The sequence below is a fragment of the Pseudomonas macauensis genome, assembly GCF_047902425.1.
GTDB lineage: Bacteria > Pseudomonadota > Gammaproteobacteria > Pseudomonadales > Pseudomonadaceae > Pseudomonas.
The window spans coordinates 1974578-1992041 of record NZ_CP138377.1; the positions used below are offsets into that span (position 1 = coordinate 1974578).

Sequence of the window (17464 nt, forward strand, 5' to 3'; positions counted from 1 at the left end):
GAGTCCTGTAGGAGCGGCCCGTTGGGCGGGCCGGAATGATTCAGATCTTCTCGATGCGGTTTTGGCCGGCGGCGACGAGGCGCTCAAGCAGTGGTGCCGGCTGGAACCACATCTCGCCGTAGGCGCCGAGTTCCTGGCGATAGTGGTGGATGCCGGCGAGTACCTTTTCCAAGCCCAGCTTCTCGGCATAGTGCATCGGGCCGCCGAGGTGGGCGGGGAAGCCGTAGCCGTTGATCCAGACCAGGTCGATGTCGCTCGCGCGCAGGGCGATGCCCTCGTCGAGCAGTTGGATGCCTTCGTTGATCAGCATGAACAGGCAGCGATCGTGGATCTCCTGGTGGGAGATCGTTTCGCGGCGGGAAACGCCCAGTTCAACGGCAATGCGCTCGGCCAGGGCCGAGACTTCTGGATCCTCCTTGCGGTCTCGCCCCTCATAGAGGTAGAAGCCGCGGCCGGTCTTTTGGCCGAAGCGCCCCAGCTTGTACAGCTCGTTGCCAATGATGTGGTAGCTCGGATCGTGTTCGGTGGCGGCGCGGTTGGCCTCACGCACGAGGAAATTCACGTCGACGCCGGCCAGGTCAATCATGCTCAGCACGCCCATGTTCATGTCGATGCTGGTGAGCACTGTGTCGACCTGGGCCGGGGTGGCGCCCTCCAGCACCAGGCGATGGGCTTCCCGGTTGTAGGGTTCGAGCATGCGGTTGCCGATGAAGCCGAAACATACGCCGGAGATCACCGGCAGTTTGCCAATGTGCTTGGCGATGTTCATGGTGGTGGCCAGCACGTCCGGCGCGGTGGCTTTGCCACGAACCACTTCGAGCAGGCGCATGACGTTGGCCGGGCTGAAGAAGTGCAGCCCGATCACGTCCTGCGGACGTGAAGTGGTCGCCGCGATGACATCGACATCGAGCGACGAGGTGTTGCTGGCCAGAATGGTGCCTGGTTTACACACCTGGTCGAGAGTGCGGAACACTTGCTGCTTGATCTCCAGTTTCTCGAATACTGCCTCGATCACCAGATCGGCATCGGCCAGGTCGGCGTAATCGACGGTGCCGAACAGCAACTCCATGCGTTGTTCCAGTTGCTCGGTGGTCAGCTTGCCGCGCTTGACGCTGATCTCGTAGTTCTTGCGGATATTCGCAAGACCGCGGTCCAGTGCTTCGCTCTTGAGCTCCAGCAGGGCTACCGGAATGCCGGCATTGACGAAATTCATGGCGATTCCGCCGCCCATGGTGCCGGCGCCGATCACCGCGACTTTGTCGACCTTGCGCAGAGGGGTGTCCTTGCTAACGCCAGGAATTCGCCCGGCCTCGCGCTCGGCAAAAAACACATGACGCAACGCGGCTGACTGCGAGGAAGCCTCGGCTTCCTTGAACAACGAACACTCTCGGGCCAGGCCTTCGCTCAACGGCAGGTTGCACGCAGCTTCCACCGCGGCGAGTACCAGGCGCGGCGCCAGGCGGCTCTTCCAGCGCGGCTCGTTCGCGGCACGGAACTGGGTGAAGAAGTCGGCGGCGACGCTCTCGCCCGGACTATCGAAGCGGCTGGCGCGACGGGCCGGGGCGCCCTGGGCGATCAGTTCACGGGCGAAGGTCCGTGCGTCGTCCAACAAGCTTTCGGTGCTACCGGCCAGTCGGTCGAGCAGGCCTAGTTCGAAGGCGCGACCGGCGCTGATCGGTTGGCCGGAAATCATCATTTCCAGTGCTGGCTCGACTCCGATAAGGCGAGGAAGTCGTTGGGTGCCGCCGGCGCCCGGCAGCAGCCCCAGATTGATTTCCGGCAGGCCGATGCGAGCTTTGGGCTCACTGATCCGGTAGCCGCAGGCCAGGGCCAGTTCCAGCCCTCCGCCGAGGGCGAGGGTGCCAATGGCTGCGATCAGCGGCTTGTCCAGTTCGGTCAGGCGCACCAGCACGCCGGGGAGGTCCGGAGCGGCGAAGGAAGCATCTGTACCAAATTCGGTGATGTCGGCACCGGCGCAGAACAGACCTTGCTCACCAAAGAGGACAATGGCCTGCACGCGGGCGTCATCTGCAGCGTGCTCGCAGGCGTCGAGAATGGCGGCACGCAGGGATTGGCCGAGGGCGTTGACCGGGGGGTGGGTCAGGCCGATCAAGGCAAGGCCGTCTTCGATGCGGTAGTTAACCAATGTGGTCATGTCAGATCCTTCGGTAATCAGATGAAACGTGTTGCGGAAGGGGCGGGGATTGGCCCCTCTCCCTCCAGAGAAGGGCTGAGAGAGGGCGGACGGCGTGGTTCCTGCCTTTCACTCGGACCTGTCCCGGAGGGAGAAGAACGCTTTTAAAACCAGGCGTTCTGCATATCGAAGCACAGCCGATTGCCTGCGCTGAGCAGGCGGGCCTGACTTTCCACTCCGGCCAGTTCCCACTCCATGAAGTAGCGTGCCGCGTGCAGCTTGCCGTGGTAGAAGTCGGCCTCGCTGCCGCAGGCGCCAGCCTCCAGTGCGCGGCTGGCGACAAGCGCCTGGCGCAGCCAGATCCAGCCGACCACCACGCGGCCGAAGAGATCGAGGTAGGCGGTGGCGTTGGAGAGTCCGATATTGATGTCGGTGGCGACTTGAGCTTGGAGGTCGAGGGTGACCTGCTCGAGAATGCTGAGTGTGTCGTAGAGAATGGCGGCCAGCGCTTTACAGGTGGTGTCGCTGGCGGCTTGCTCGAGGGTGTTGCGTGTTTCGGCGAGGAACAGCCGATAACCTTTACCATCGTGGTAGCCGAGCTTGCGACCGAGCAGGTCGAGGCCATGGATACCTTCAGTGCCTTCATGGATCGGGTTCAGGCGGTTGTCGCGGTAGTACTGTTCCAATGGGTACTCGCGGATATAGCCAGAGCCCCCAAGTACCTGAATGCCGAGGTCGGAGGCGATTACGCCGTACTTCGACGGATAGGACTTGACCATCGGGATCAGTAGGTCGAGCAGTTCGGCGGCATCGAGGCGCGCGCTCTCGTCGGGTGCGGTGTGGGCGTCCTCGAACAGGCTGCTGGCGTACAGGCACAGGGATAGGCTGCCCTCGGCATAGACCTTCTGTTGCAATAGCATGCGACGTACGTCAGCGTGCTCGACTATGCGTACCTGGGGGGCCAGCGGGTCCTTCGCGCCTGGCAGTCTGCCCTGGGGCCGCTCGCGAGCGTAGTCGAGGGCATGGAGGTAGCTCTGGTAGGCCAGGGCAGAAGCGCCCAGGGCCACGCCGATTCGCGCCTCATTCATCATCTGGAACATATAGGTGAGGCCCTTGTTGGCCTCGCCCACGAGATAGCCGACCGCTCCTTCCTTTTCGCCGAAGCTGAGCACAGTGGAGGTGGTGTTGCGATAGCCCATTTTGTGCAGGAGACCGGCCAGTGCCACGTCGTTGCGCGAACCCAGGCTTTCATCTTCATTGACCAGAAACTTCGGTACCAGGAATAGCGAAATGCCTTTGACCCCGGCCGGAGCTCCTTCGATGCGGGCTAGCACCATATGCACGATGTTGTCAGTCAGTTCATGGTCGCCACCGGAGATAAACATCTTCTGGCCGAACACCCGGTAGCTGCCGTCGTCGGCCAGTCGCGCCGTAGTCCGGATATCGCCGAGCGCAGAGCCCTGACCCGGTTCGGTGAGGGCCATGGTGCCGCTGTAGCGACCGTCGAGCATCGGCGGCAGGAAGCGCTGGCGCAGCGTTTCACCGGCAAAGCTCCTGACTAGGTTGGCCGCACCGATGGTCAGGAAGGAGTAGCCCGCACTCGCAATGTTGGCAGCGTTGAAATAGGCCATGCAGGCACGTAGGACCACTTCCGGTAACTGCAGGCCGCCGTCTTCTGCATCATGATGCGCAGCGTGGAATCCAGCTTCGGCCAGTGCGTCCCAGGCAGCTTTGGTTTCCGGGATCAGTGTGACCTTCTCGCCGTCGAAGGTGGGTTCGTTCGCATCACCCTTGTGGTTGTGCGGGGCAAGGTACTCCGCAGCGATCCCACGCGCGGTGTCCAGGGTGGCGTCGAACACAGCGCGATCGTGCTCGGCATAGCGCGGACGTTGCAGCAGCGCTTCAGTGTCGAGCATCTCGTAGAGTTGGAAGCTCAGTTCGCGCTCGTTGAGCAGTTTATCGGTCATGAGGTTCTCGTCGGGCGGGGAGTGCAGGACCCTTTTGTAGCAAAGGGTCTATTGCCGACGTATCGAACCGAGGGTGGAAATCAGGGTGGAATTAAAGTTGAAGCGGGTGGAGTAGGGCGTCTCGGTAAGCTCGCCTTAGTCCACCAGCTTCAAAGTCCGGGCAGCTTGCAATGCGCTGTCTCGGTCACCCGCATCGAGTTTGCGGAACAGGTTGTTGATGTGGGTCTTCACGGTGCTCAGGCTGATGTAAAGGCAGTCTGCGATCTGCTGGTTGCCCTGGCCACAAGCCATGCGCCGCAGTACGTCCTGTTCGCGGCGGGTGAGTGGCTCGGCCAGTGGTTGCTGGACGACGTTATGGCGTAGTCCGCGCAACAGGATTGCCAGCCGCTCGGGAGAGGGCAGCGCCTGTTCCAAGCCGAGCTGGCGGCGGGTCTGTGGAGTGAGTAGCTGGCGGAATAGTTCGTCGAGTTGGCGTCCTTCGAGAAACATCAGTTGCCCGAATCCTTGCTGTGCCGCCAGTTGCAGGGCCTGTTCCAGGCGAGCCAGCGCCGCCGCCTGGTTTCCGCTGTCGCGGTAGAGGGTGGCATCGAGCAGGAGCAGGTCGAGGCGCAGGCGCTGAAGGTGCTCAGCCTCGGCCAGTTCATGCAGATTGTCGGCGATATGCCGCGCGCTGGCATGCTGCCCCAGATGGCGCTGAACCCAAGCGTAGGCCAGCCATTCCTCTGGCATCAGCTCAACGCCGTAACGGCGGCGGCATCGGTGCCACTCCTCGAGCCAGACGAGAATGAAGTCCTCGTCGTGTTCACAGCTGGCCAGCCGGACCCGATAGGCGCCGATCTGCCGGTACAAGCCGAACAGCTTGAACTGTCTTGCCAGTCTACGGGCTTCATCCCAGCGAGATCGGGCTGGCTCCTGCTCGCCTTGGGCGAGTAGTCGGCAGGCCTGGAAATGGAGTACCCATGGCAGGCCGGCGCTATGCGGAAAGGCCAGCGCAATGGCTTCGGCCTGGCTCAGGCGCTGGGCGGCCTGTTCCAGATGATTTTGCTCCAGCAAGACAATGCCTTGGCCCAGCAGCTGGAACAGGTCGTAGAAGGAGCCTGGTGCGCCAGGAGGTGAGGGAAGGCCGAGGAACCGCACGCCTGCTTTTTCGACTTCCCCTTGGGCTAACTCGATCTGGCCCAGCAGAAGCAGCAGCATGTTCGTGTAGCCGCTGAATCCCAGCGTCTCCAGTTCGGCAAGAGCCCGGTTCGCTGCAGACCTGGCCTGACGGGCGCGCCCAAGGGAGAACAGGCAGATGGCCCTGTTGAACTGAAGGACTGCTGTGGCTGCGCTGGGGCTGGGGTACTGCTGCAAGGCTCGGTCGACCAGCCGCAGGCCGTGCTCGAAGTTGCCGCCTAGTGCGGCCAGGCGGCTGCGCAGGAAGGCGAGCGTCTGCTGAACGCGCTCGGGGCGTCGCTCGGGTACCTCGTGACGGCGGATCAAGCGTTGCAGTCGCTGCAGGCAGGAGCTCGCATGGGTGATGTCGTTGGTGACTATTACCGTGCTCGCTTCGGTTACTGCCAGGGTGAAATGCTCGGGTCCATTCTCGCCTGGCACGTTGGCGAGGAAGTCGACGATCCTGTTCACTTGCCCTTCGCGCAGCAGGTCGAAACAGTGCTGCTCAAGTGCTGCCAGCAGACGATTAAAGTCCCGGGCACGGCCGAGCTGGTAGACAGCCTCGGCGTAATGGCGCTGGGTGAGCAGCCAGTCGGCAGCCTGCAGGTGCAGCTGGTTGAGCAGGTTTGGGTCCTGCTGGTGCAATGTCTGGTAGAGCGTCCGCCGCAGCAGTGGATGGAGGCGAAACGCCAGTCGTTCGCCCTGTTGTCGCTGGATGAACAAGTCCTGGCGCTGCAGCTGGCGGATCAGTTGGTCGGCGTTAGCCTGGCCGCCAATGTGAGCTGCGAGGTCGGTGTCGAATGTGCTTAGTACGGACAAGCGGGACAGGAAGCGCAGCAATGGGGGCGCAAGATGTTGCAGGACCTCTTCATCAAAGAACCGTGCAATGTGCTCGAAGGCATACTTCGACAGGAAGGATGGGGCTTCGGTCGAGTTGAAGTCGGATAGCCTCGCCCCCGAATAGGTGCCGAGACCGAACAGGACGCCGCTGGCCCAGCCTTCGCTATCGGCCCGTAGCAAATACACGAGGTCGCTGGTCAGGCTTTGCCCCCGGGCGTCCGCCAGCTCTCGAATTTCGCCGCTGTCCAGGAGGAGGTCGTTGGTGTCCAGCGTTTGCAGGCGCTGATCGCGGGACAGGTGGCTTAGTGCAATGGCGGGCTCCCCTTCGCAGGCAGCCACTATGTGCAGATGCTTGGGCGGGTAGTGAAGCAGTTCCTCGAGGTAACGGCCTGCACTACGGGAGCGCAGCAGATGGAGGTCGTCCAGTATCAGTGTGAAGCGATCCTCATGACCTTCCAGTTGGTTGACGATAGCTGACCAGAGATGTGCTTCATCGGCCCGGCCCGGTGTTGTGTCGAGGGTGGGCAGTTCAAGCGCATGGCACAGCTGCACCAGCAGATTGTGTGGCTGGTTGTCGCTCTCATCCAGCCGGTACCAGGCCCAGGGTTGCCCCGAATCCCTGAGATATTGCGCGTACTGTGTAAGGAGAGTGCTCTTTCCGAAGCCCAAAGGCGCCCTGATCAGGCTCAGTAGCACGCCGTTGTGGGCAGCGTCGCTTAGTCGTCTCGACAATGCCGGGCGCGGCAGGCTCATTGTTGGCATTTGCGGCGGGCGGAGCTTGATGCGCTTGGGAGAAGGCTGCTTCATCTCGTGTGCTCAGCATGCCCATCTGGGCTGCGAATAAATCGTAGGGTCGATTGCGACACTGCCCGCCTAGCTAGGTGGCTTGTTGCAGCAACCAGCCCGAGTGCGCCAGTGGTGCTCGCATGGCGCCCGCCAACTAATGTCGAGTCGATGGATTGCGCGTCGCACAGTGGCAGGAGTGCGATGATGGTCGTGGGTTCAGTAGCTCGCCACCAGTAACTCTATTGCTTGGCATGCTGTTTCGGTTTCCGCTTCCAGGCGTTCCAGATCGCAATGGGCGGACCAGGCGAGCAGCAGGCCGTCGAACAAGTTGATGAGTAGCCGGCTGATCGTTGTCAGCGCGGCTTTGTCCAAGCGGGAACCGGTGATTCGCTTGATCGCCTGTTCCGTGGCCTCGCCAGATACCGTGTAGATCTTGCCGGCCATTTCTGGGTTGTTGCGCAACGTCCAGATGAACAACTCGAACTGCGCTGTGGCGAGGTCGGGGCGCGCGGCGAACCACCTAACCAACTGCCGCAGCATTTCCGCTACGGATTTCGCTGATGTGGTGCCTGCCGGCACGTGCTCCAAGGTTGGTTGCGGCATGTTGATCAGTGACTCGTAGACCGCATAAAACAGTTCGTCCTTGGTATGGAATACGTAATGCAGCGAGGCGAGCGGAGAGTCTGCAGCCGCAGCGATACGTCGAGTTGTCGCATTGGCTACGCCATGCTCTGCAATCACTTTTACAGTGGCTTCTATAAAATCCTGCCTACGCAGTTCAGCGCCAATTCTGGCCATACGGCTCTCCTTTTTTCCACGACATAACGGCTTGCTACCCGGCTTGGCATCGTCGGCGTGGTGCTGTCGCGTGGCTGTCTACTGAGCGAGTCACGAGTCCTGCTCGAGCAGGGAGCGCTATTGCGTGCCACCGCGCTTCCCCGTGCACCATTAAAGGTAACGACTGTTTCGTAAATACCCAGCTTGGTGCGCCACTCCGAAACGAACCGGTGCGGAATGTGAGTACGTGAGTATCACTATCCGTGCCTATCTACGCGCCCAACTGCCTGATTTTCCCGGTGTTGCGCCTGTATCTCCTTTTTTGGCACATGATTTGCTTTTGATCAAGTGACTTGTTCAAATGATCATATTTGGAAACAAAATGTCTGGAATCGCACGATGCTCGATTGCTGATTGATCAGGTGGGCAGTTACCGCCTCCATGAGGAGCTTGCAGTTCAACGAGGACGCTGGATGTCAGCGTATCGAGATTCCTATTTGCGGAGCGATCTCTGGATGAGTTCATCGACGCCGGAATACTTCGAGAACGTCAGGCCGTCGCGGCGCTGGTGCTTGCCGGCGAGGACGGAGAGTCAGATTGCACTGCAATACAGGCTCTGGAGTGCTCATAACATCAACTCAGATAATGAGGCGTACAAATGGAAACTGTAAAACTGACGACCTTGGATCACAGCGAACCAGTCGAGCGGGTGGTTGAAGTCATCCAGCGTGATGGTGGTGTGATCATTTCCAATTTTATTTCAGGCGACGATCTTAAGGTTCTTCGAGCGGAGCTTGATCGCTACTTGAATGAAACGCCTTATGGCGAGGACGCCTATTTTGCTGGCACCCAAACTCGTCGTGTCGCCCGCCTGATTGCGAGAAGCGATGCGGTAGTGAGCGTTGCGCTAAATCCACTATTCATCGAGTCTGCGAAGAAGATCCTTCAAACCCCGACCCATGTATGGAGCGGAAGCCAGCGCGTCGAAGTTTCGCCCAACATTCAACTCAGTTTCACGCAGGCTATTCAAATCTGTCCGGGACAAGACTTGCAGCCTCTGCATCGCGACGATGCCACGTCGCTCTGGCGTCATCCGCAGTACGGCCGCGAGGCTCGTCTGCAATTAATGCTTGCCGTTTCCGACTTCACCGAGGAAAACGGGGCGACCCGTGTCATTCCTGGTAGTCATACATGGGACGATGAGCGAATGCCAACTCAGGAAGAAACCGTCCCGGCAGAAATGGCGGCCGGCTCGGCGCTTCTATGGGTGGGCTCGGTTTATCACGGTGGTGGTGCGAATAAATCCGATCGCCCACGAACGGGCCTCTCCATGTCCTATGACTTGGCATTTTTGCGCTCGGAGGAGAACCATCTCATCTCCATTCCGATCGATCGCGTCCGTCAATTGCCGGAAGAAATGCAACGTCTTTTGGGTTGGGGAGCTAGTCAGACATTTCTGGGCTGGGTGGAAATCGACGGCCAAATGCGAGAGCCGCGTGATCTCCTCGATATGCCCTCTTTCACGGAAGTAGGAAAAGGGTTCTAGAACGGCCAGCAGTTAATGGTCGGTGGCCGCTTGATTACAACTGCTGCCTGAGTTTTCGCAGCCGTGCTGCAATGTGAATTATCTCAGGGGCGTTGCTCGATTGGGACGGCCGGAGCAAGGGCGTCTGCCTGAGCTGATCTAACTTGAAATATACGAGGAAGGTTTGCCGTGGAAATTATTCAAGCTGAACACATTATGCAGAGTCACCCAGACCATATTCGTCTGGAGCATGAGTCGAAGTACGCTCACGGATCGGCATTTATTAATGGCGTTTATTGCAGCATAGACGAAGCGGCGATTCCGATTACCGACACTGGATTCATTCACGCCGATGCTGCTTATGATGTTGTCAGCGCTAGCAAAGGGTTTATTTTTAGGCTTGAGGATCACCTCGAGCGTTTTGAAAGAGCTTGTGAAAAGTTTTTCCTGAATAACCCCTACACCAAATCCCAGACGGCGGATATTCTCACCAATCTTGTCAAATTGGCCGGAACCAAAGAGGCATATATCTGGTGGTGTGTGACACGAGGGCAGACGCCAGAAAAACGTGGCGACCTCAGCGCCTACAAGAACTGCTTCTATGCGTTTGTCGTTCCTTACGCATATATTGCAAACGATGAAGTTCGGTCTCGTGGGATCGATCTCATGGTCAGTCAAAAGTATATTCGTATTCCTCCCAAAGCGGTGGACCCGACGGCCAAAAACTTCCACTGGATGGATCTGAAGCTTTCTCTTGTTGAAGCGATGCAGAATGGATGTGACTGGTCCGTGCTTTGCGATGCAGATGGTTATCTGACCGAGTCCCCCGGAGCCAATATATTCCTGATTAAGGACGGTGTGATATTTACTCCGGACAGTGGTTGTTTAGAGGGGATTACCCGAAAAACCGCCCTGGAGCTTGCCTCGGCGATGGGTATGCCGGCTCGTGTCGAGCGTGTACACGTCGAACAATTGAGAAACGCTGATGAGGCCTTTTTGACCTCAACTGCTGGCGGAATCATGCCTATTAACAGCGTTGATGGAAAACTTCTGGGCGGTATTGCTGGGCCAGGCGAACAAGTTACCCAGATCCATAACCTCTACTGGGAAAAACGCTGGGCTGGCTGGTTGGGCACTCCAGTCAATTATCGCGAGCCGGCGAATATATAAAGCGTCTGATGGAGGGCCCTACCATTTTCGTGGTGGGCCATCCTTTGCTTTCCGTCCATTGGCGCCGAGCTTTTTTATTTGGTGGTCCGTCGATACTCATGCCGCTCCCGGCTGTATCGACCCGTATTCTTTCACTCCGCCTCGCGCCCCGATCAGGCGCGGGGAATCGCTGCCAAGACCGAGCTGCGTGGTCGGAGCCTTTGTATTTCATGATTAGATAACGACTGTTGTGTAAATATGGCCCGGGCGTTACAGTACGGTTAAACAACAACTGAACCCGCCCCAGGAGTGCAGTGAATGAGTGGTAGAAATGACCAGGTCGGTAGTGATTTCGGATCGCTGCAATTTCGCAGTCTTGGCGGGTGGGTGGAGCGTCCGGTGGATCAGCAGCCGGAATTGGAACGCCATGACAGCGCGGATGTAATCGTAATCGGAGCAGGTTTTGCTGGTCTGTCGACAGCACTTGAGTTATCTGCACGCGGTGCGAAAGTTATTGTTTTAGAGCAGGAGTTCGGTGGCTTTGGTGCCAGCGGGCGTAATGCTGGATATCTGCTTGGCAGCATGGGCATCGAATTCGAGCTCTTCGTCAGGCGCGTTGGTATTGATCACGCGAAGAGGTTTATCCGTTTTTACGACGACGCCGTCTGTTATGTGGAAAGACGGATGACCGAGTTGGGTATCGATTGCGACTACAATCCTTCTGGCGTCATTCGGGCTGTTGTGCATCCATCTCAGGAAAAATGGTTACGCAAGTGCATGGAACTCGGTAGTGAGCTGGGCTCGGTCACGCGTTTCGTGGACCAAGCCGAGATGCGAGCGCGGGGAATTCCGCCAGCATTCCTATTTGGTTCTGAGCAGCGCGGCGGCACTCTGCATCCGGGAAAATACGTCAGCGGGTTGCGCAGCGCGGCGCTCCGAGCTGGTGTGAAGCTGTACGAGAAAACTCCGCTGCTCTCCTTTGACGACGGGGCGACCATCACCTGTAAGACTCCGCGTGGTAGCGCAAGCGCACCAGTGATGGTATTGGCGACCAATGCTTATACGCCGCAGCTTGGGCTGCTGCGCAATAAGGTTGCGCCAATACGGGTTTCGGCGATTGAAACCCAGCCTCTGTCTTCGAAGCAGTTGGCAGCGCTCGGTTGGCACGGTCGGGAGGGAATCATCACTCCGCACCTGACCATGGAGAGTCACCGTCTTACGCCACATAACACTTTGGTGTTGACCGTCAAGAAGCTGAATTATGTTTATGGTTCAAAGACTCCCAACGTGCCCGACAACGGCGCCTATGGCGCATTGAATAAGACGTTACGCGAGCGCTTCCCCAGCTTGAGAGACTTGGCTATCCAGCATTGTTGGAGCGGGTACGTCAGCGCGGCATATGACGCGTTGCCTGTAGTTGGCGCAACTGGGTTGCAGCAAAACATTCATTATGTGGCTGGTTGTTCTGGCCATGGTCTCGCCACCCATTCTTTCATGGGGCAGCTACTTGCAGAGAGAATTAATGGTGTCGAGAGCCAGCACCTGGCGACATTGCATCACAAGACACCTTCCATGCTGCCTGAGCCATTTCAATGGAGTGCTCTCAAAACCATTTTTGCGGCGACCAAACTGTATGACGGATGGACGGACCGGAAAGTTAGAAATGCCATAGATATGACATAGGTGAGAGCGCCGCCAGGTGCTGCAAACGCGTAGGAACAAGTATCCTTAAATAGAGATTGATCGATCTATTTATATCGACAGCTCTTGCGATTTTCTGAAGTTTGTATTTTTGTCCGCAATTATTGCGGCCAAAGATCATGTCGGCTAGAAAATTAAAAATAATTACCTGAGGTGATGACAATGGCCCGGAATCCCACTTCGGACTCCACGTTGGACTCAAAGCGTCGGCAGCTATTAAAACTTGCCGGGGCCTCTTTAGCTGTGGGAGGTCTAGGCATGAAAATTGGATTGGCACATGCCGAGTCGACCACTGCTAACACAGAGGATGTCCTGGATGTAGCCATCATCGGTGCTGGCTTGGCCGGATTAACCGCTGCGCGGGATTTACTCTCGGTAGGCAATCAGTCCTTCGTGGTCTTGGAGGCCAGGGATCGAGTAGGAGGGCGGACCCTCAACTTCGACGCCGGCGGCGGCCATATCTCCGAAGTTGGTGGGCAATGGATCGGTCCTGGTCAAACCGCCGTAGCAGACTTGGCGAGGCAACTGGAGGTCGGCACTTTTCCTTCGTACTACGAAGGAAGCTCGGTCATTCTGGCAGGGGATGGTCGACTAGAGATTGACTTCCATGGTGGCATGGGTACTGACATGCCTGTAGCTGATAAGTTGAGCGAGATGTCTCGCAGTGTGCCTTCGGGAACTCCGTGGAAATCTTCCAAGGCTGCAGAATGGGATAAGCTCTCGGTCGGAGATTGGCTAGCCCAGCAAAACATTAAGCCGGAAAACCGGCTGGGCTGGGATATGACGGTGACGATTAGTGGTGGGGTTCCAGTGCAGAAAATGGGCCTCTTGCACTATCTGTCCATGATTAATTCAGCCAACTGTGATTTTGAAACCCTCGACTCAATGAAGGACAGCGCGCAAGGCACACGGCTCGTGGGCGGCTCGCAGATACTTAGTGTCAAGATGGCCGAGTCGCTGGGCGACAAAGTGCGTTTGCAATGCCCCGTTCGTAAAATATCCAATTGGGACGGGGAGATTGTAAGTCTGCATACAGATCAGGGGCTGGTACGTGCTCGCAAAGTCATTATGGCGCTCCACCCTGCATTGTGTAATCAAGTGCAGTTTGAACCTGCTCTACCTGCAGCGCGCGCCGCGCTCCAGCGTGCCTGGCCTGCGCATTCTCCGGGACGAAAGGCGGCCATGGTGTATTCCCGTCCGTTCTGGCGGGAAAAAGGACTAAACGGACAAGTCATGATGTCGGAGGGCCCTATTGCTTGGGCATACGACAATTCTCCGCCCAACGGCGAGATCGGCATCATCAATGCGTTCCTTTCAAACGCCAATGTGCCTTCAGATCTAGAGTCCGCCAAACGCGTCATGGTGGATGTCTTGGTTCGAGCCTTTGGGGATGAAGCCCGCCAACCATTGAAATACCACGACCGCGATTGGAAGTTTGCCGATCCGTGGACGATCACATGCGTGTCAGCCATTCCTCCAGGCTTCTGGAGCACACATGGCGAAGCCCTGCGTCCGCCATGCGGGAACCTTTTCTGGTCGGGGACCGAAACCGCAGATATCTGGGCAGGTTACATGGATGGCGCCGTGCGCTCTGGTCACCACAGCGCATTGCAGGTGCTCAACGCCCTGCGTCGGGCGTAGGAGTACGTGATGAAAAAGATAATCGCGCTGTTTGTCGTTGCAGTCATCGCCGGGCTCGTTATTGCGTACGGTCGGGAGGGGCTTGATCTCTATCGCCTGATGAGCTTCATGGACACATCTACTGAGGCAAGGGACGCCGACGAGGGGCATTGGCCTCGACTCACTGAAGTCTGTGTTGGCTGCCATGGTCGCCAAGGGCACTCGCTAAATCAGAACTATCCGAATCTGGCAGGGCAGCCAGCTCCTTACGTGGTCGCCCAACTGAAACGGTTTGCCAGTGGAGAGCGCGCCAGTCCGACCATGGCGCCTTTGGCCATGAGTTTTTCCGACACAGAGATCAAATTCTTGTCGGAGTATTTCGCCAGGCAATTTGCCGCGAGAAACGTAACCTTCAAGCCGGATGCGGCTCTCCAGGCGAAAGGGGAAAAACTGGCTAAGGCTGGAGGATGTGTTGCTTGTCACGGCGAAGGCCTGATGGGGCACGACCAATTTCCTCGCTTGGCCGGGCAAGGACACGAATATCTGTTGAGACAACTGAACGATTTTGCCCTAGGAGCGCGTAAGGATCCGACAGGCTCGATGACGGCTGTTGTCTCGACGTTGTCCGAGGACGATCGCAAGGCGCTGGCCGAATACCTAGCGGCACTTGCTCCTTCGGCGAAGTAATGTCTTTAAGCTCAGTATTTGATGAGGCTGCCGTTATGGAAGTCATTAATGTATGTGCGCTTGTTTCATGTATTGTGTTGGCTCTCTCCGGGTGGGTGTATGGCGCAAAGTTCTTTAAGCAAAAGAATTATTTGCTAGGTTTGGAGTTGTGGATCGTTGGCTTCTCTGCCACGAACTTCACCATCTTTATCGCCACTGGATCTGAGTTTAATTTGGGTATTTCACTCTATCTCGACTCCTTTTCCCGTAGTTTCGGTATGCCGATCATTGCCGTCCTTGGCTTGATGGCGGTTACGCATGGTTATAGGCCGTCAGCTGTCAAGGAAGTCATGCTGTTTGCCGCTGCATTTGCTTGCACCTTCGTGGTGTTCCTGGCCAATTTCCTGGATGGAGTGCGCCCATACTTCTATGTGGTCATGTGGTTGGGTTACTCGATTTTTCTTTGCTACTTCATCTGTCAGCTTATACGTGTTGGTGAGAGCTTGCACGCACTTGCGACAGCAGCGGGAGGAGTTGTCGCACTTGCTGTGGCGATCACATATGATTTCTTCCCAATTCCAGGTGACGATACTCATATGATTTTTATGACTTGGGCTTTCGTCACTTGGTCCTATGGGGCGATTCAAATCTACTACGCCTATGTTGCGCTCTCCCGCGCAAAGATATCTTCTACTCAGTCTCTTGCTATGGCTCGCTAATTGGGCTTGACCAGATCCCGGCAGATGGCTGCGGAGCAGTACTCCATAGTGGGCTGAAAGCCTACTCTTTACCGCCCTACGGGGCGGTTTTTTTATTTGGTTTCAGGGAATTCCGGTATTTGGACAGCGGTACGCGCAATTCTCAAACACAACCTGATTATTTAAGGTAATTCCGCACATCTATAGTCAAGTCAGCACCTCCAGGATTTATGGAGCTCTGCAACTCAGTTAAGAGGCCCCGGACGAGTGTTGCGCAGGAGCCGGGGTTGTCTCTTGATACCGTGCTTCTCTTGCCATTCCAGCGGGCTTATTCCGAACCATCGGTTGAACGCTCGAGCCAATCCGCTGGCGCTCGAATAACCCAGCAGGCCGGCCATTTGCGCGATGCTGATCGCAGGGTTGGTGAGATATTGACTGGCCATTTCCTGGCGGGTCTCATCCAAAAGCTGTTGGAAGGATGTGCCCTCATGTGCCAACCATTGTTGTAGTGTACGTGGCTGGATAGCCAAGCAAGCAGCAATTTTTTCGGTAGTCGTACGCCCGCCTGGCAAAAGATGACGCAGCAGTTGCTTCACGTAGACAGGTAATTCTTCGGCCGCCAAGCGTTCGATCTTACTCATGTGGTCGGCTATCAATCGGTGAAGCGTTTCGTTTGCCGAATTCAAAGGCAGGGAAAGATCAGACGAATCGAACTCCATATCGGAGCAAGAGGCGCCGAAAACTGGAACTTGGCCAAGAATGCGCAGGTAATGTGATTCAGGCCGGAGCGGTAAATGTCGAAAACGGATCGCTTTTGGCTGCCAATGATTGCCTGCAAGAGTCCTCATTAACTGCAACCCAATCCCGCAAGTCGATTCTTCGACTTGGCATACTCCAGGTGTATCGGGTTCGATCGGCCTATAGCTAAGCACGGCTCGCGCGCCTTCGATATCAAGCCCTATCTCGGCGTCGTTGAAGTAGAGCGAATAGCTTGCTTGCAGCTCGGTTAGCGCATCTCCTACCGTTCTGGCGTTGCGTATCAGATACAGCAACTCCCCGAAGACATCGACGCCCTGATGGAGCCCGTACTGCAGGCCGAACAGGGCATTGCCAGAGTACAGTGCGCACAGTTCAAACAAGCCGCAGAACCTACGGTAGGAGAGGAGTCCTTCCTGCCGCCGCAAGCTTTCTTGCGGTAATGACGCGAGTCGAAGCATCTCAATCGGATTGAGACCTTGGCGGGAGGCAAATTCCTCGAAACCCGTGAGGCTGATGGACCGAATCAATGGGGTGAATTGAATGCTTTTGTGCATTTGGGTCAGTTTGACATCCAAGCGGCGGGCGAAGGTCCGGAAACTGTCATTGCTTCCCTTTCGACCTTTCGCTGGATCCTGGTTGCTCGGCCACGAGGCTGCTAGCCGTTTCGTGCGACCTGAAGGAGGCGATCCATTGCGTCCGCCGGTGGTGCTGCTGCCATTTCTGTGGACTCATTCCGTTCCAGCGAGTGAAGGCACGGGAGAAGGCGCTTAGATCCGAATAGCCCAGCAATTCGGAGAGCTGTGTCAGGCTCAAGGATGAATCGCTCATGTAACGAGTCGCCATCGATTGCCGCGTTTCGTCCAGTAAATTTTGAAAGCTCGTACTTTCTGATTGTAGGTAACGTTGCAGGCTTCGAGGGCTGATCTTCATCTGGTCGGCGACCTGAGCGAGAGTGGCTTGGCTATTGGGCAGTTGCCTACGCAGCAGCTTTTTCACGTAGGAAGGGAGTTCTTGCAATGTGATTTGGGCCAGTTCCCCGATATGGCCTTTGGCTAACTCATTGAACCCGTCATCTACTGCACTCAGTGGCGACTCCAGTAGCGATTCATCGAAGACCCAGGCATTGATCGGGCTGCCAAAGTGCGGTGTGACACCTAAAAGCTGTCTGTACTTGCTGGGTTTTTCTCCGGCGGGGTGCTGGAGGTGTAATGCGAGCGGTTTCCAAGAATGCCCAAGTAGCTCTTGAATGAGCCGAGCACAGACGGCCATCGTCAACTCCACGGTCTGCCTTGCTGCGATGACATCGCTATCGGTTACATCGTAGAGAAGCCGCGCGGTTCCACCCTGTCGTTCGAGATGGAGGTCCGCTCCGGTGCTATGAAAATGGAAGCAATGAGCGACTGCCTCGAGCACTTGGCCCAGTGTGCTGGTGCTCTTGACCACATAGAGCAAGCTGCCTAACGCCGTTGGGCCCTGACGGAGGCCTAGCTGAAGCCCAAATAGGTGATTGCGCGATCTCGTCGCGCATAGCTCCAGCAGCGCAACAAACTGAGCGCCCGCAATCAAGCCCTCAACGGCATCGCTGGGGAGTCCGATTTCAGCCAGGAGAGATTGCGGTTCGAGACCTTGGCTGATCGCGAACTTATCAAATCCTGTTAGTGCGACACCGCGGACGAGAGAAGCCATT

12 protein-coding genes are annotated in these 17464 nt (G+C 57.1%); 6 read left to right on the top strand and 6 right to left on the bottom strand.

The window, feature by feature from the left end; genetic code table 11:
- Positions 1 to 40 precede the first annotated feature (40 nt).
- From SD196_RS09460 to SD196_RS09475, 4 genes are all read right to left on the bottom strand, one after another.
- Positions 41 to 2155, bottom strand: a complete 2115-nt coding sequence (locus SD196_RS09460) for a 3-hydroxyacyl-CoA dehydrogenase NAD-binding domain-containing protein (RefSeq protein WP_416311327.1) — start codon at positions 2153 to 2155, stop codon at positions 41 to 43.
- Between the two features lie 143 nt (positions 2156 to 2298).
- Positions 2299 to 4101, bottom strand: coding sequence for an acyl-CoA dehydrogenase (locus SD196_RS09465; RefSeq protein WP_416311328.1), 1803 nt, complete (start codon positions 4099 to 4101; stop codon positions 2299 to 2301).
- Between the two features lie 135 nt (positions 4102 to 4236).
- Entirely contained in the window at positions 4237 to 6903 is a 2667-nt protein-coding gene (locus SD196_RS09470) for a LuxR C-terminal-related transcriptional regulator (RefSeq protein WP_416311329.1), read from the bottom strand.
- A 195-nt stretch (positions 6904 to 7098) separates the two neighbouring features.
- A complete protein-coding gene (locus SD196_RS09475; protein ID WP_416311330.1) occupies positions 7099 to 7680 on the bottom strand; it encodes a TetR/AcrR family transcriptional regulator in 582 nt (193 codons plus the stop codon).
- 637 nt (positions 7681 to 8317) lie between these two features.
- Between SD196_RS09475 and SD196_RS09480 the strand changes: the two genes are divergently transcribed.
- From SD196_RS09480 to SD196_RS09505, 6 genes are all read left to right on the top strand, one after another.
- Positions 8318 to 9205 (top strand): phytanoyl-CoA dioxygenase family protein, encoded by an 888-nt coding sequence (locus SD196_RS09480; protein ID WP_416311331.1) that lies wholly within the window; start codon positions 8318 to 8320, stop codon positions 9203 to 9205.
- Positions 9206 to 9373: 168 nt separating this feature from the next.
- Positions 9374 to 10354: an aminotransferase class IV gene (locus SD196_RS09485; protein ID WP_416311332.1), complete on the top strand. Its 981-nt coding sequence runs from the start codon at positions 9374 to 9376 to the stop codon at positions 10352 to 10354.
- Between the two features lie 297 nt (positions 10355 to 10651).
- Positions 10652 to 12016, top strand: coding sequence for an NAD(P)/FAD-dependent oxidoreductase (locus tag SD196_RS09490; RefSeq protein WP_416311333.1), 1365 nt, complete (start codon positions 10652 to 10654; stop codon positions 12014 to 12016).
- Between the two features lie 180 nt (positions 12017 to 12196).
- Complete coding sequence (locus tag SD196_RS09495; RefSeq protein ID WP_416311334.1) at positions 12197 to 13675, top strand: FAD-dependent oxidoreductase; 1479 nt, start codon at positions 12197 to 12199, stop codon at positions 13673 to 13675.
- A gap of 9 nt (positions 13676 to 13684) precedes the next feature.
- Complete coding sequence (locus SD196_RS09500) at positions 13685 to 14341, top strand: c-type cytochrome (protein ID WP_416311335.1); 657 nt, start codon at positions 13685 to 13687, stop codon at positions 14339 to 14341.
- 35 nt (positions 14342 to 14376) lie between these two features.
- Complete coding sequence (locus tag SD196_RS09505; protein WP_416311336.1) at positions 14377 to 15039, top strand: hypothetical protein; 663 nt, start codon at positions 14377 to 14379, stop codon at positions 15037 to 15039.
- Positions 15040 to 15263: 224 nt separating this feature from the next.
- Here the strand turns inward: SD196_RS09505 and SD196_RS09510 are convergent, their stop codons facing one another.
- Entirely contained in the window at positions 15264 to 16352 is a 1089-nt protein-coding gene (locus SD196_RS09510) for an AraC family transcriptional regulator (RefSeq protein ID WP_416311337.1), read from the bottom strand.
- A gap of 25 nt (positions 16353 to 16377) precedes the next feature.
- The gene (locus SD196_RS09515; RefSeq protein WP_416311338.1) at positions 16378 to 17463 is read right to left on the bottom strand and encodes an AraC family transcriptional regulator; all 1086 of its coding nucleotides are present in this window, start codon (positions 17461 to 17463) and stop codon (positions 16378 to 16380) included.
- Between the last annotated feature and the right edge of the window lies 1 nt (position 17464).